This window comes from Pseudomonas sp. Pseusp18 (assembly GCF_059506005.1).
The window spans coordinates 1,801,354-1,815,154 of the sequence record NZ_CP169240.1 but is presented as its reverse complement, the minus strand read 5'-3'; the positions used below and the strand labels follow the sequence as shown (position 1 = coordinate 1,815,154).

14 protein-coding genes are annotated in these 13,801 nt (G+C 60.6%); 8 read left to right on the top strand and 6 right to left on the bottom strand.

Annotation, left to right across the window (positions count from 1 at the left end):
- The first annotated feature begins 30 nt into the window (after positions 1–30).
- The 4 genes from ACEN9A_RS08045 to ACEN9A_RS08030 are packed head-to-tail and all read left to right on the top strand — an operon-like array spanning position 31 to position 3,520.
- A complete protein-coding gene (locus ACEN9A_RS08045; RefSeq protein WP_019582483.1) occupies positions 31–957 on the top strand; it encodes a metal ABC transporter substrate-binding protein in 927 nt (308 codons plus the stop codon).
- Complete coding sequence (locus ACEN9A_RS08040; protein ID WP_258672923.1) at positions 954–1,697, top strand: metal ABC transporter ATP-binding protein; 744 nt, start codon at positions 954–956, stop codon at positions 1,695–1,697. The genes ACEN9A_RS08045 and ACEN9A_RS08040 overlap by 4 nt, the downstream gene beginning before the upstream one ends.
- Complete coding sequence (locus ACEN9A_RS08035; RefSeq protein WP_007906536.1) at positions 1,697–2,596, top strand: metal ABC transporter permease; 900 nt, start codon at positions 1,697–1,699, stop codon at positions 2,594–2,596. The genes ACEN9A_RS08040 and ACEN9A_RS08035 overlap by 1 nt, the downstream gene beginning before the upstream one ends.
- Positions 2,597–3,520 (top strand): metal ABC transporter substrate-binding protein, encoded by a 924-nt coding sequence (locus tag ACEN9A_RS08030; RefSeq protein WP_258672922.1) that lies wholly within the window; start codon positions 2,597–2,599, stop codon positions 3,518–3,520.
- Positions 3,521–3,683: 163 nt separating this feature from the next.
- Here ACEN9A_RS08030 and ACEN9A_RS08025 read toward each other — a convergent pair whose 3' ends face one another.
- The 5 genes from ACEN9A_RS08025 to ACEN9A_RS08005 all read right to left on the bottom strand — a co-directional run bounded on the left by ACEN9A_RS08025 (position 3,684) and on the right by ACEN9A_RS08005 (position 8,156).
- A complete protein-coding gene (locus tag ACEN9A_RS08025; protein WP_007934245.1) occupies positions 3,684–3,911 on the bottom strand; it encodes an MbtH family protein in 228 nt (75 codons plus the stop codon).
- Between the two features lie 81 nt (positions 3,912–3,992).
- The gene (locus ACEN9A_RS08020; RefSeq protein WP_258672921.1) at positions 3,993–5,405 is read right to left on the bottom strand and encodes an aspartate aminotransferase family protein; all 1,413 of its coding nucleotides are present in this window, start codon (positions 5,403–5,405) and stop codon (positions 3,993–3,995) included.
- 134 nt (positions 5,406–5,539) lie between these two features.
- Positions 5,540–6,025: a GNAT family N-acetyltransferase gene (locus ACEN9A_RS08015; RefSeq protein WP_019582487.1), complete on the bottom strand. Its 486-nt coding sequence runs from the start codon at positions 6,023–6,025 to the stop codon at positions 5,540–5,542.
- Positions 6,026–6,153: 128 nt separating this feature from the next.
- Entirely contained in the window at positions 6,154–7,479 is a 1,326-nt protein-coding gene (locus ACEN9A_RS08010; protein ID WP_026345973.1) for an ATP-binding protein, read from the bottom strand.
- On the bottom strand, positions 7,476–8,156 hold the full coding sequence (locus tag ACEN9A_RS08005) for a response regulator (protein ID WP_018929974.1): 681 nt from the start codon (positions 8,154–8,156) through the stop codon (positions 7,476–7,478). Before ACEN9A_RS08005 ends, ACEN9A_RS08010 begins: the two co-directional genes overlap by 4 nt.
- A 325-nt stretch (positions 8,157–8,481) precedes the next feature.
- On the opposite strand from ACEN9A_RS08005, the gene ACEN9A_RS08000 reads away from it, so the two are divergent.
- The 4 genes from ACEN9A_RS08000 (at position 8,482) to dsbG (ending at position 12,718) form a co-directional block, all read left to right on the top strand.
- Entirely contained in the window at positions 8,482–9,258 is a 777-nt protein-coding gene (locus ACEN9A_RS08000; protein WP_019650590.1) for a hypothetical protein, read from the top strand.
- 117 nt (positions 9,259–9,375) lie between these two features.
- On the top strand, positions 9,376–11,109 hold the full coding sequence (dsbD, locus tag ACEN9A_RS07995; RefSeq protein ID WP_258672920.1) for a protein-disulfide reductase DsbD: 1,734 nt from the start codon (positions 9,376–9,378) through the stop codon (positions 11,107–11,109).
- Positions 11,109–11,975 carry a TlpA disulfide reductase family protein gene (locus tag ACEN9A_RS07990; RefSeq protein WP_019650588.1) on the top strand — a complete coding sequence of 289 codons (867 nt, stop codon included), beginning with the start codon at positions 11,109–11,111 and terminating at the stop codon, positions 11,973–11,975. The genes dsbD and ACEN9A_RS07990 overlap by 1 nt, the downstream gene beginning before the upstream one ends.
- Positions 11,951–12,718, top strand: coding sequence for a thiol:disulfide interchange protein DsbG (gene dsbG / locus ACEN9A_RS07985; RefSeq protein WP_018929978.1), 768 nt, complete (start codon positions 11,951–11,953; stop codon positions 12,716–12,718). Before ACEN9A_RS07990 ends, dsbG begins: the two co-directional genes overlap by 25 nt.
- Before the next feature lie 76 nt (positions 12,719–12,794).
- Here the strand turns inward: dsbG and ACEN9A_RS07980 are convergent, their stop codons facing one another.
- Positions 12,795–13,619, bottom strand: coding sequence for an alpha/beta fold hydrolase (locus ACEN9A_RS07980; RefSeq protein WP_258672919.1), 825 nt, complete (start codon positions 13,617–13,619; stop codon positions 12,795–12,797).
- Between the last annotated feature and the right edge of the window lie 182 nt (positions 13,620–13,801).

Here is a 13,801-nt window from a genome sequence, read left to right as displayed (position 1 = left end):
TCGCCCTCACCCGAGAGAAGACCGCTTTCCATGCCTAGTTCATCTCAACGTCGTTTTTTGCGCCTGCTGTTGGTCGGCCTGCTTGCCTGTTTGTTGACGCCGCTGGCCAGTGCCGACGAAGCCAAGCGCCTGCGCATCGGCATCACCCTGCACCCTTATTACAGCTACGTGGCCAATATTGTCGGCGACAAGGCCGAAGTGGTGCCGCTGATCCCGGCCGGTTTCAACCCGCACGCCTACGAGCCTCGCGCCGAAGACATCAAGCGCATCAGCGGGCTCGACGTGATCGTGCTCAACGGCGTGGGCCATGACGACTTCGCCGACCGCATGATCGCCGCCAGCGAAACCCCGAATATCAAAGTAATCGAAGCCAACGAAAACGTGCCCCTGCTGGCCGCCACCGGCGTCGCCGCTCGCGGTGCCGGCAAAGTGGTGAACCCGCACACATTCCTTTCGATCAGCGCCTCGATTGCCCAGGTCAACAACATCGCCCGTGAGTTGGGCAAGCTCGACCCGGCCAACGCCAAGACCTACACCCAGAATGCCCGCGCCTACGGTAAGCGCCTGCGGCAGATGCGCGCCGATGCCCTGGCCAAACTGACCCAGGCGCCGAACGCCGAGCTGCGCGTGGCCACGGTCCATGCCGCCTACGACTATCTGCTGCGCGAGTTCGGCCTGGAAGTCACCGCCGTGGTCGAGCCGGCCCACGGCATCGAACCCAGCCCCAGCCAACTGAAAAAGACCATCGATCAACTGCGGGAGCTGGACGTGAAAGTGATCTTCTCGGAGATGGATTTCCCCTCCACCTACGTCGAGACCATCCAGCGTGAGTCCGGGGTGAAGCTGTATCCGCTGTCGCACATTTCCTATGGCGAATACACCGCCGACAAGTACGAAAAGGAAATGACCGGCAACCTCAACACCGTGGTTCGGGCGATTCAGGAGTCAGGCGCATGACCGCTCAAGAAACCCTGACCGTACAAAGCGCCGGCCCGACGCTGGATTTCGCCGAAGTCAGCCTGACACTGGGGCGCACGACAATCCTCGACAACGTGACCTTTCAGGTCCGGCCCGGCAGCGTGCATGCCCTGGTCGGCCCCAACGGTGGCGGCAAGAGTTCGCTGATCAAGACCCTGCTCGGGCAGATGCCGCATCAGGGCCGTTTGAGCCTGCAATGGCCCGGCGAACCAGGGACGATCGGCTACGTGCCGCAAGCGCTGGAGTTTGATCGCGGTTTGCCAATGACCGTCGACGACTTCATGGCGGCCATGTGTCAGCGGCGCCCGGCATTTCTCGGCTTGAGCAAGCATTACGCCGCAGCGATTGGCGAAGCGCTGGAACGGGTCGGCATGCAGGACAAACGTAATCGGCGCATGGGCGCGCTGTCCGGTGGCGAGCGCCAGCGGGTTTTGTTGGCGCAAGGGCTGATTCCGGCGCCACAGTTGCTGGTGCTCGATGAACCGATGTCGGCGCTTGATGAGGCCGGTATCCAAGTATTCGAACGGCTGCTGGGCGATTGGCGCCAGAGCGGCATCACCGTGCTGTGGGTCGAGCATGATCTTGAAGCCGTCGCACGTCTGGCAGACCGAGTCACCGGACTCAATCGCCGGGTGTTGTTCGATGCCACGCCGAAACAGGCGCTGACCCCGGAGCGACTGCTGACCCTGTTCTCGACCCATCCCCGGAGCGCTGCCTGATGAGTTACGAAGCCTTTCGTTTGATGGTCCAGGGTTGGGCCTCGTCGGGTTACCTGCCGGAAGCGCTGGCCTATGGATTTGTGGTCAACGCCCTGCTCGCCGGATTGCTGATCGGCCCGGTGCTGGGCGGCTTGGGCACGCTGGTGGTGGTCAAGCGTTTCGCGTTTTTTTCCGAAGCGGTGGGTCACGCGGCGTTGACTGGCGTGGCCATCGGCATTCTGCTCGGCGAACCTTACACCGGGCCTTATGGCAGCCTGTTCGGTTACTGCCTGCTGTTCGGGATCTTGCTGAACTACCTGCGCAACCGCACGGGTCTGGCACCGGATACGTTGATCGGCGTGTTTCTGTCGGTATCGTTGGCGCTGGGCGCGAGCCTGCTGTTGATTCTGGCGGGCAAGATCAACGTACACATTCTGGAAAACGTGCTGTTCGGCTCGGTACTGACGGTCAACGGCAACGACCTGCTGGTATTGGCCATCGTCGGTTCACTGGTCATGGCACTGGCCCTGCCGCTGTACAACCGCATCATGCTCGCCAGTTTCAACCCGCAACTGGCGGCGGTACGCGGTGTGGCGGTGAAAACCCTGGACTACCTGTTCGTGATCCTGGTGACGCTGATCACGGTGGCAGCGGTGAAAGTCATCGGCGCGATTCTGGTCGGCGCCCTGCTGGTGATTCCAGCGGCGGCCGCGCGGTTGCTCAGCCAGTCGTTGAAGGGTTTTTTCTGGTGTTCGGTGCTGATTGCCACGGTGAGCACCTTGTGCGGAATTCTCGCGCCGATTGTCTTTGACCTGCCCATCCCGTCCGGTGCCGCGATCATTCTGGTGGCCGGTATCGCCTTCGCTCTGGCCGCGATCGCTCGCGGCATCGTCCCAAGTCTGAAAGGGAACCTCGGATAAATGTGTTTTTCTCTGCGTCAACTGACCCTGGCATTGACCTTCACATTGCCCCTGTGCGGTCTGGCCAATACTTGCGCTGCGGCGGACAGCGCCAAACCGCTGCACGTGCTGGCGTCCTTGCCGATCACCTATGGTCTGGGCGAAGTGTTGCTCAAAGGCACCGAAATCAAACTGGAACGGGCCGCTCCAGACAATCTGCCCGGCAGCCGACAGACCGCCTATTTCACCGGTCGTGGCGCTCCGGCGCTGGCCAAGCTGGCGACCGACGCCGATGCCGTGATTGGTCTGCGTTCCCTGTGGGCGGATGATCCGCTGTACCCGATATCCCGGCGCAGCAATATTCGTATCGTCGAAGTCGACGCCGCCCGCCCGGTGGACGGCGCCCTTCCCGGCATCGCCGTGCAGCCCGGCAGCAAGGTCGACGGTTTGAACAGCCAGCCGTGGCTTTCCAGCAACAACATGGGGCGCATGGCAGACGTGATGGCGGCGGACCTGGTGCGCCTGGCGCCGGCGGCCAAACCGACCATCGAGGCCAATCTGGCAGCGCTCAAGCAGCGCCTGCTCAAGCTCAGTGCCGACAGCGAAGCGCGGCTGGCCAGTGCCGATAACCTGAGCGTGATGAGCCTGAGCGATCATTTCGGCTACCTGATCGGCGGCCTCAACCTGGAGCTGATCGGCCTCGATGCACGGCCGGATGCCGAGTGGACACCTGAAGCGTTGAAGCAGTTGAGTGTGACGCTCAAGGACCATGACGTGGCGGTGGTGTTGCATCATCGGCAGCCTTCGGAGGCGGTGAAAGCGGCGATCTCGCAGGCAGGCAGTCGGTTGGTGGTGTTGAGTGTCGATGCGGCGGATCCAGTGGCCGAGTTGGAGGAGAATGTGGATTTGGTGATCACCGAGTTGAGCGGTAAACCTGCCACCTAAGATCAAAAGATCGCAGCCTTCGGCAGCTCCTACAGAATTTGTGTCCAGCCGATGTTTCACGGTTGTACGCGATTCCCATGTAGGAGCTGCCGAAGGCTGCGATCTTTTGATGTTAAAAAACCCGCTGACTGTCACCAGTTCAGCGGGTTTCTTTTTGCGTGACTCAGTGAGCCACGGCCGCCTGCTCTTCCATTTTCTGACGCAGGCTCAATGGACGCATGTCGGTCCAGACCTCTTCGATGTAGGCCAGGCATTCCTTTTTCAGGCCGCTCTTGCCCACGGTGCGCCAGCCTTGTGGCACGGCTTTGTAGTCGGGCCAGATCGAGTATTGCTCTTCGTGGTTGACCACGACCTGAAAGAGGATGTCCTCGCGGTCGAATACTGACGTCATGCTGTCTCTCCATCGCTATAGGGTGAGCTGCGCGACGTGCGCAGCCGTTATGTAGAAAGAACGTTAAAGGCGCTGAAAAATTTAGAGGCTGGCGATGGCTGCGGCCATGGCCCGGCCGAAAATCTCAGCCACCCGATCGATTTCCGCGGCGGTGATCACCAGTGGCGGCAGGAAACGCACGACACCGCCGTGACGCCCGCCCAGTTCGAGGATCAATCCGCGCTTGAGGCATTCACGCTGCACCAGCGGCGCCAGACGACCGAAGATCGGTGGATGGCCTTGAGCGTCCAGTGCGCCAGTCGGGTCGACCAGTTCGACGCCCAGCATCAAGCCACGTCCGCGAATGTCGCCCAGCTGCGGGAAGTCCCGCTGCAGGATGTGCAGGTGTTCGCTCAAGCGCTCGCCCATGGTGGCGGCGTGCTCGCAAACCTTGTGTTCGGTCAGGTAGCGCATCACCGCAGAGCCTGCGGCCATGGCCATCTGATTGCCGCGGAAGGTTCCGGCATGGGCGCCCGGCAGCCAGGTGTCGAGCCAGTCGCGATAGACCACCACCGCCAGCGGCAGGCTGCCGCCGATGGCCTTGGACATCACCACCACGTCCGGAATGATTCCGGCGTGCTCGAAGGCGAACATCTTGCCGGTGCGGGCAAAGCCGCTCTGAATCTCATCGACGATCAGCGCCACGCCGGCCTGCTCGGTGATGCGCCGCAAACCGCGCAGCCAGTCGAGATCGGCCGGAATCACCCCGCCCTCGCCCTGCACCACTTCGACGATCACCGCAGCCGGCAATTGCACGCCAGCCTCTGGATCGTTCAGCAGGTTCTCCAGGTAATTCAGGTTGACCTGCACTCCCTGCACGCCACCGAGCCCGAACGGGCAACGGTAATCGTAGGGATACGGCATGAACTGCACGCCATTGCCGAGCAAGGCACCCAACGGCTTTTTCGGTCCCAGACTGCCCATCAGGCTCAATGCGCCCTGACTCATGCCGTGGTAACCGCCCTGGAACGACAAGACGGTGCTGCGCCCGGTGGCGGTGCGCACCAGCTTCAGCGCGGCTTCCACGGCATCGGTGCCGGTGGGGCCACAGAACTGAATCTTCGCTTCAGCGGCCAATGCCGGCGGCAGCAGGCCGAACAGGTCCTGGACAAACCGGTCCTTGACCGGCGTGGTCAGGTCGAGGGTGTGCAGCGGCAGTTCATCGCTCAGCACTTGCTGGATCGCTTCGATCACCACCGGATGGTTGTGCCCCAGGGCCAGGGTTCCGGCACCGGCCAGGCAATCGATGAAACAGCGGCCTTCGACGTCTTCGACATAAATGCCCTTGGCACGCTTGAGTGCCAGGGGTATGCGTCGCGGGTAGCTGCGGGCGTTCGATTCCTGTTGGCTCTGACGGGCCAACAGCGGCGATTCGTTGAACTGATAAAGCGTCTCGGCAGGCGTCGGGACAATCCTGGCCGGCTGATCTTCGATAAGGCTGGTAGCGACTGACATCTCTCGACCCCTGTTGATAGTGACCAAAACTGCACACCGGGCAGGTGCGCATTCCGTTCACCGGGCGCACTTGCAGGTTTTCCTGTTCTGGAAACGCACCAAGGGCTCGAGGATTTAGACCCTCGATCAGCTTTCTATGACGGTGGCGGCAGCGCCTTGTGCATGGGAATGGCGTGGAGCCCCGCCACCGTGAAAGCTTCGGCGCAAACCCGGTAACCCAAGTGGAGATAAAACGCTTCGCCGGTGCGCGTGCTGTTGAGACGTGCCTGGGGCAAACCCTGAGTGATCAACCACGTCTCCAGATCATGCACCAGCGCTTGTCCGGCGCCGCGTCGAAACCATTCCGGCTGCACGTAACAAAACGCAACCTTGCCGCTGATCGCCGCCATGGCGACGCCGACCGGTTTGTCTTGCAACAGAGCGATGTTCAGGTACAACCGCGGGTCGTTCAGCCAGGGCTGCACGTGTTCGATGGTTTTGTTGTGGGTCCAGGTGGCGACCGTTCGTGGATCATTGCGGTGGTCGAGCGCGCAGCCGACGCGAATGGAGCGCTCGACGATCCGGCTGATGATGCCGGCGTCGGCAGACGTTGCCTTGCAGATGTGTATCGATGCAGTCATGGCGCTGTTACCTCAATCCATTGAGTCAAAGCTGCCGAGGACGATAACGCCGTGAGGACCGGGAGGCCAACGGAGAGACGTTACATTTGGTGTGCGACGACATAGACACCCTGTGGGAGCGGTGTCTGTTAGACAGGTTGCAACGGCATCGTCAATTCAACCCGCAACCCATCCGCCCGGCTGTCGAAATGCAGGGTGCAACCGCAGCGCTGGACGATGGCCTGGACAATCGCCAGGCCGAGGCCGCAACCGGTGCTCTGGCCGTTACGCCAGAAGCGTTGGGTCAGGTATTGCAAGTCGTCTTCGGCAATTCCCGGGCCGTGGTCGCGAACCAAAAAGTGCACACGATTGCCATTGGTTTCCAGGCTCAGCTCCACCGCCCTATCGCCCGGCGTATGGCGCAGGGCGTTGTCGAGCAAGTTGCGCAATGCAGCAATCGACAGCACTGCGGGCATTTGCAGCGGCGCATCGGAGAATCTGGCCGGCACCTGAAACTTGATCCGCTGACGATCGCCGCTGGCGGCATCCTGAATCGCCAGTTTCGCCACCTGCTCAGCGCTGCACTGCACGCCATCATCGAACGACAAGCTGCCCTCGACACGCGCCAGCAGCAGCAATTGTTCAAGGGTACGGTGCAGGCGGTCGGCGCCCTCTTCAGCCCGGGCCAGGGACTGATCCCGCGCGGCACCGTCGGTCATGCGCGCCACTTGCAAGTGGGTTTTGATCGCAGTCAGCGGGCTACGCAATTCGTGCGCAGCATCACCGGTCAGGCGCCGCTCGCGCTCGATGGTCTTGCCGATGCGCTGGAACAACTGATTCTGGGTTTCCAGCAGCGGTTGCAATTCGCTGGGCAACGGCTGGATCTGCAATGGCTCCAGAGAATCGGCGCTACGCCGCATCAACGCATCGCGCATACGATTGAGCGGTGCCAGCCCCTGACCGATGCCGAGCCACAACAGGCACAGGCAGCCAAGCAGCGCCACGCCGACCGGCACCGAGGCCGCCAGCAGAATGGACATGTTCAGCGCTTCACGCTCGATCTGCCGGTCGGCGGTGGTGATGCGCACATCGCCCCGCGCCAGGGTGAAACTGCGCCATGGCGCGCCGTCGATAATCTGATCGTGGAAACCCATTTTCTCGGCTTCCAGCGCTTGCTCGGGGTTGCTGTGGCTGCGGGCCAGAATCTCGCCGCGCAACGAGCTGACCTGACAGGCCATGCCGCCGGGGATATTCAGTTGTTCAGCGCTGAAATGGGTACCCTCGCCCTTGCTCGGCAATGCCGGCAGTTGCTCCAGTAACCCGGCGACCATCCGCGCCGAGGCAACCAGCCGCTGGTCGAGGGAAAACATCATCTGGTTGCGCAGATCGCTGAGCATCCAGGCGGCGGCCAGGGCCCAGATCAGCGCAAATGCGGCGCCGAGGGTCAGGCTCAGACGCAAACGCAGGCTCATCACTTCGATTCTTCTCCGCCATCGGCCGGCCCCAGGCGATAGCCCAGGCCACGCACTGTCTCGACAATGCCATTGCCGAGTTTACGCCGCAGGTGATGGATATGGACGTTAAGGGCGTTGCTTTCCAGCTCATCGTTGAAACCGTAGACGCTGTCTTTCAGTTGCTCGGTTGAGAGTACGCGACCACGGTTGTGCAGCAAGGCTTGCAACAGCGATTGCTCGCGACGGGAAAGATCCACGGGCTGGCCGCCCAGCATGGTTTCGCGGCTGCTCGGATCGTAGGTCAAACGACCGTGCTCGATCAGGTTGACGCTGCGCCCCGCCACTCGTCGCAGCAAGGTGTGCAGGCGCGCTGCCAGTTCGCGCAGGTCAAAAGGCTTGAGCAAGTAATCGTCGGCCCCGGCCTGCAAACCGTCGACGCGATCGGTGACCGAATCCCGCGCCGTGAGAATCAACACCGGAATCTCCAGGCCACTGTGACGCAACTGCTGTAACAACTTCAGGCCATCCTCATCGGGAAGGCCAAGGTCGAGCACCATGACATCGAACTCAGCCACCTTGAGCATCGCCCGGGCAGCCGACGCGGTGGCGACGTGCTCGACGGTCAGGCCTTGCGCGGTCAGGCCGGCAACAATACCGCTGGCGATCAGCTCATCGTCTTCGCAAACCAGTACATGCATGGGAGCCCCCAGGACAAAAAAGCGAGTGAAGCAGCTGAGGATTAAGCCGCAATTATGGCAAGGCTCGCCGCTGACGAGAAGCAGCGCTTCCCACACAGGCGTCGCGACCGCTAATCGACGAAGTTGAAAGTGAAGTTCGCTGTTAATGCATGGCGGACGCCTGCGAGCATGTCGTTTCAAACCGAAACACATTCCATCCTGAAAACATGACAACAGCGTAAAACATCACGCTACCCTAGCACGGCTCCACTCCAGGCCAATAATTACCTGGAAGAAAGTCATTTAAGACCCGAACCATAATTAATTATCTGAAAGGAATCAGATCATGCCGACACTTAAAAATATCGTGACCGTCGATTGGCGTTCAGGAAAAGACAAGATCTACTTCATCTTCAAAGACACCGATACTTATTCCCGCTTTGATATTCCCGATAACAAGGTCTCTGATGGATACCCCTGGCCGATTAAAGGAAACTGGGGGACGCTGGAAAACCACATGCAAAACCTGCGGTTTGGATTTACGACCACGGGCATAACGCTTGATCGTCCCATGGACTTTTCTGACCTCGATATCCTTTGGCTTTTCTATTACGAGCGCACTACGCCGATGGTCTGCGCCTACAATCAGGATACCGATGCGGTGATGCAGACCCGCAAGGTTGAAGACACTAAATGGAAGCTGCTGTTGCCTTATTTCGACCGAATCATTACCGGCACATGGTGGCAGGTAAATCGCAGTTCATTATTTCGATTTATCTTGAACGACGGAAACTCTCTTTATCTGGACTGGGATGAGGTCCCCCAAAATCCGCAAATCGATTATGCCGACGACAAATATGACGACAACCTCTTTAACACGGTGGTGGCGCCCATCCAAACGATTAGACTCGAAGCCATCACAGAGACCACTTGGCCAGGCCTGACCGCCTACAAAGACAGAATTATCACCGGGGTGCAGAAAGATCGCACGTTTGCCGACAACTATTACTATATTTTTCTGACTGACAATCAATACCTGACATACAACATCCCGAAAAACCGTCTGGAGTCTGGTCCGCACTCGGTGAACAACGAGTCCTGGCCAGGGCTGTTGCGCAACTGAGGATTGAAGCTGATGACTGTCCATGAGCGACTTCGTAGACAGCCCGGCGGCGGTTAATCATCGGTTAATCGCCGCCACCCATTGTGCACCTCACTTGCACAGGGATAAGGCTTACCCATGCGTCGACTGTTTCTATTTTTCGTTCTCTTGATCTCGGGTGTAGCCCAGGCAGGGACTAATCCGTTCGAAACCAAACCTGATTTTCTGCCGGTGGAAAAGGCATTCGTCTTCACCTCCGAACGTCTTGATTCAGGTGAAACACAGCTCTATTGGCAGATTACCGACGGTTATTACCTCTATCAGAAGCGTCTGAAATTCGATGGCTTGCCTGGGGAGCAGCATCCTGTATTACCCGAAGGCGAAGTACACAGTGACGAGTTCTTCGGAGAACAACCGGTTTATCGTCAAGGTCTGGAGCTGAAGATTCCGGCCGGTGCCACCGGTCAGATCAAGGTAGGTTTCCAGGGTTGTGCCGATGCCGGCTTGTGTTATCCACCACAGACTCAGGTCGTGGACCTGGGCGGCAACGTTGCCACTGCTGTGGTCAACGAAGCACCGGATCAAGCCCTGGCCAGTGACCTGCAACAACGGGCGCTGGGCTGGAGCTTGCTGGTGTTCTTTGGCCTGGGCCTGTTGCTGGCCTTCACCCCTTGCTCGTTGCCGATGCTGCCGATTCTGGCAGGGTTAATCGTTGGCAGTGGCGCCACGCCCAAACGCGGTTTTGCCCTGGCCGGCAGTTATGTGATCAGCATGGCACTGGTGTATGCGGCGATGGGCGTTCTGGCTGCATCGCTCGGGGCGAACCTTCAAGCGCTGCTGCAGAATCCATGGCTGTTGGGCAGCTTTGCGGCGGTGTTCGTGCTGCTGGCCTTGCCGATGTTCGGTTTTTTTGAACTGCAATTGCCGGTGGCCATACGGGATCGGCTGGAACATGTTTCACGCAGCCAGCGCGGTGGCAACCTGATGGGCGCCGGTGTGCTGGGGGCCTTGTCCGGTCTGTTGGTGGGACCGTGCATGACTGCCCCATTGGCCGGCGCCCTGCTCTATATCGCCCAGAGCGGCAATGCGCTGCACGGCGGGTTGATTCTGTTCGCCCTGGGCATCGGCATCGGTGTGCCGCTGTTGCTGCTGGTGACCGTCGGCAATCGCTTCCTGCCTAAACCTGGCGCCTGGATGAACCTGCTCAAGGGTGTGTTCGGTTTCCTGTTTCTCGCCACGGCTTTGCTGATGCTGCGTCCGGTGCTGGATGAATCGCTGTGGCTCGGTTTGTGCGGTGGTTTGCTGCTGATCGCCGCCTACAGCGCCTGGAAGCAGTCCCAGGGGTTTGGCCGCGTTGCCCACCTGTTCGGCGCCAGTTCGCTGCTGTTGGGTTTATGGGGCAGCCTGCTGGTGGTCGGTGCGGCGGGCGGCAGCGACGATCCGTATCAGCCGTTGCAGGTGTACAGCGCCGGCCGTACCGGCGTTGTCGCGCCGAGCGCTCATGATGCATTCACTACGATCAAGGAGCCCGCCGCCCTGCAACGCGAACTCGACGCCGCCAAGGCCCAGGGCCAATGGGTGCTGCTGGACTACTACGCCGACTGGTGTGTGTCGTGCAAAGTCATGGAAAAACAGGTCTTCGGCAAACCCCAGGTACTGGATGCGCTGAGCGATGTGCGCTTGCTACGGCTGGACGTCACCGCCGACAATGCCGCCAGCCGCGAACTGCTCGGCCGTTATAAAGTGCCGGGGCCGCCGAGCCTGTTGTGGATCGGCACCGACGGCGAAGAGCGTCGCAGCCAGCGCATCACCGGCGAGGTCGATGCCGGCACTTTCCTGCAACGCTGGACCACCACCCGAGACGCTCGTTAATGCTGACCTTTACCCTCGGCACCTTTGCCATCGCGCTTAATCACCTGCTGCTGATCAGTGCCCTGGCGCTGGCGACCTTTGTCGGCTGGCGGGTGGCCAAGCGTGGCGGCGAGAACCCGGAATCGGTGCTGTTCAGCCTGTTCCTGCTGGGCATGCTGGCGGCCCGGGTCGGCTTCGTGATTGCCTACTGGGCACATTATCGCAACGACCCGTGGCAGATCATCGACCTGCGCGATGGTGGTTTTCTCGCCTGGCCAGGGGTGGTCGTGCTCTTGCTGGCGGCGTTGTACCGCGGCTGGCGTCAACCGGGCCTGCGTCGGCCGTTGGGCTTTGGCGTGGCCAGCGGCCTGGTGTTCTGGCTGCTGGCGAGTTTCTCCCTGAGTATTTACGAACAAGGCACGCGCCTGCCGCAGATCACCCTGCGCAATGCCGCTGGCCAGACCCTACAACTCAGCGACTACCAGGGCGGCCCGTTGGTCATCAACCTCTGGGCCACCTGGTGCCCGCCCTGCCGTCGGGAAATGCCGGTGCTGGAAAACGCCCAGCAACAGCGCCCGGACCTGACCTTCCTGTTCGTCAACCAGAGCGAAAGCATGCAGAGCGTCGCCACCTTCCTCGAAACCCAGGGCCTGAGCCTGACCAACGTGCTGTTCGATGGCAGCGGTCGATTGAGCCAGGCCGTGGGTTCCATGGCATTGCCGACTACGCTGTTCTATAGCCCCGACGGGTATCTGTTGGGCAGTCACCTGGGTGAGATGTCGGAAGCCAGCCTGGCCCGCGCCCTGGAACACTTTGACACCCCGAACCCGGCCACCCCGGCCACGCCTTCAAGGAAATTGCCATGCTCCGCCTCCGCCACCTGCTGACACTGACCCTGGGTGCCGCCCTGCTGCACCTGCCGTCGGTACAGGCCGAAGAACTGCCTGAAGCGATCAAGAAGATCGAAGCCAAGGGCGCCAAAATCGTCGGCACCTTCGACGCGCCCGACGGCCTGCGCGGTTATGCGGCGCAGTACCAGAACCGCGGCATGACGCTATACCTGACCCCGGACGGCAAACATGTGCTGCTCGGCAATCTGTACGACGCCGACGGCAATGACCTCAGCAGCGCACCGTTGCAGAAACTGGTCTACGCGCCGATGGCCAAGGAAGTCTGGGGCAAGATGGAAGCAAGCAGCTGGATCGGTGACGGCAATAAGGACGCACCACGGGTCGTCTACCTGTTCAGCGACCCGAACTGCCCGTACTGCAACATGTTCTGGGAACAGGCACGGCCGTGGGTCCAGGCCGGCAAGGTGCAGCTGCGGCACATCATGGTCGGCATCATTCGCGAAGACAGCCCCGGCAAATCCGCCGCACTGCTGGCCGCCAAGGACCCGCAGAAAGCCCTGGAAGAACACGAGAAATCCGGCAAGGGCAGCTCGCTCAAGGCCTTGAAGGACGTACCACCGGCGGTTCAGGCGAAACTGGCAGCGAACATGAAGTTGATGGAAGACCTGGAGTTGGCCGCCACCCCGGCGATTTTCTACATGGATGAAAAGGGCCAGTTGCAACAACAGCAAGGCGCGCCGTCGCCGGACAAGTTGCTGAAGATTCTCGGGCCTAAATAAGATCAAAAGATCGCAGCCTTCGGCAGTTCCTACATGAGACCGGTGTAGGAGCTGCCGAAGGCTGCGATCTTTTTTATCAAGCGCTACACGGATTTCTGCCAGCCAGAAACTTCAGCAGGGCCTCAGTGACGAACTCGGGGTTCTCCAGACTGGAAATATGCCCCGCCTCCGGCACCAGCACATACGGGCAACCGATCAACTCGGCCATCTCTTGGGTTTCCGATGGCGGCCGAGGTTTGTCCTGGTCGCCGCACATCAACAGCGTGGTTTCAGGGTTCAGCTGAGCCAGGCGCGGCAACAAATCATCACGACTAAACGTAATTCGCCCCATCGGCACGACGCTTTCACGCAGCCGGTTGACTGGCAACGCAGCCAGCCTGGCGCGGAAATCCTGATACAGCGCCGACTGCGGATCGATGCCCGGGCGGAAGAAGATCGGCACAATAATGTCGAGCAGTTGCGGCGCGATCTCACCGCTGTCTTCGATCTGTTTGAACAGCGAGAAGTAATACTGACGAGTCGGCTCCGGTTCGACACCAACGTAAGTATCCATCAGCACCAGCCCGTTGAGCCGCTGCGGCGCCGACAGTGCCAGGCGAACGCCCCACATGCCACCGACCGAAAGACCGACCAGCGTGACGCGATCGATGTCCAGATGATCGAGCAATGCCAGTGCCTGACGCGCCACGTCATCCAGCGACGTCATGCCCTCGGGCATCCGCCCGGACTCGCCATGGCCCCAGAGGTCCAGGGCAATGACCCGATAGTACTGCGACAGCGCCGCAATCTGCGGTGCCCACATGGCCTGGTCCCACAGGTAGCTCCCGGCCAGCAATACCGCCGGGCCCGTGCCTTGATCTATGTAGTGAAGCGCTTGTCCATCAACCGTTACGAAGGGCATCGACTGTCTCCCTGGTGACATAGGATCCATTTAAAAGAGCACGGGAAGACTGAGCCGCATGGGATCGACAGTCAACCCGGGTTGAAGATCAAAAGATCGCAGGCTTCGCCAGCTCCTACAGGGCTCGGCGTATACCCACACGAACCAAATAGGCCCGGCGTACACCTGTAGGAGCTGCCGCA

Coding starts and splice junctions, on each gene's coding strand:
- ACEN9A_RS08045 (WP_019582483.1), top strand. CDS start 31: ATGCCTAGTTCATCTCAACGTCGTTTTTTGCGCCTGCTGTTGGTCGGC.
- ACEN9A_RS08040 (WP_258672923.1), top strand. CDS start 954: ATGACCGCTCAAGAAACCCTGACCGTACAAAGCGCCGGCCCGACGCTG.
- ACEN9A_RS08035 (WP_007906536.1), top strand. CDS start 1,697: ATGAGTTACGAAGCCTTTCGTTTGATGGTCCAGGGTTGGGCCTCGTCG.
- ACEN9A_RS08030 (WP_258672922.1), top strand. CDS start 2,597: ATGTGTTTTTCTCTGCGTCAACTGACCCTGGCATTGACCTTCACATTG.
- ACEN9A_RS08025 (WP_007934245.1), bottom strand. CDS start 3,911: ATGACGTCAGTATTCGACCGCGAGGACATCCTCTTTCAGGTCGTGGTC.
- ACEN9A_RS08020 (WP_258672921.1), bottom strand. CDS start 5,405: ATGTCAGTCGCTACCAGCCTTATCGAAGATCAGCCGGCCAGGATTGTC.
- ACEN9A_RS08015 (WP_019582487.1), bottom strand. CDS start 6,025: ATGACTGCATCGATACACATCTGCAAGGCAACGTCTGCCGACGCCGGC.
- ACEN9A_RS08005 (WP_018929974.1), bottom strand. CDS start 8,156: ATGCATGTACTGGTTTGCGAAGACGATGAGCTGATCGCCAGCGGTATT.
- ACEN9A_RS08000 (WP_019650590.1), top strand. CDS start 8,482: ATGCCGACACTTAAAAATATCGTGACCGTCGATTGGCGTTCAGGAAAA.
- dsbD (WP_258672920.1), top strand. CDS start 9,376: ATGCGTCGACTGTTTCTATTTTTCGTTCTCTTGATCTCGGGTGTAGCC.
- ACEN9A_RS07990 (WP_019650588.1), top strand. CDS start 11,109: ATGCTGACCTTTACCCTCGGCACCTTTGCCATCGCGCTTAATCACCTG.
- dsbG (WP_018929978.1), top strand. CDS start 11,951: ATGCTCCGCCTCCGCCACCTGCTGACACTGACCCTGGGTGCCGCCCTG.
- ACEN9A_RS07980 (WP_258672919.1), bottom strand. CDS start 13,619: ATGCCCTTCGTAACGGTTGATGGACAAGCGCTTCACTACATAGATCAA.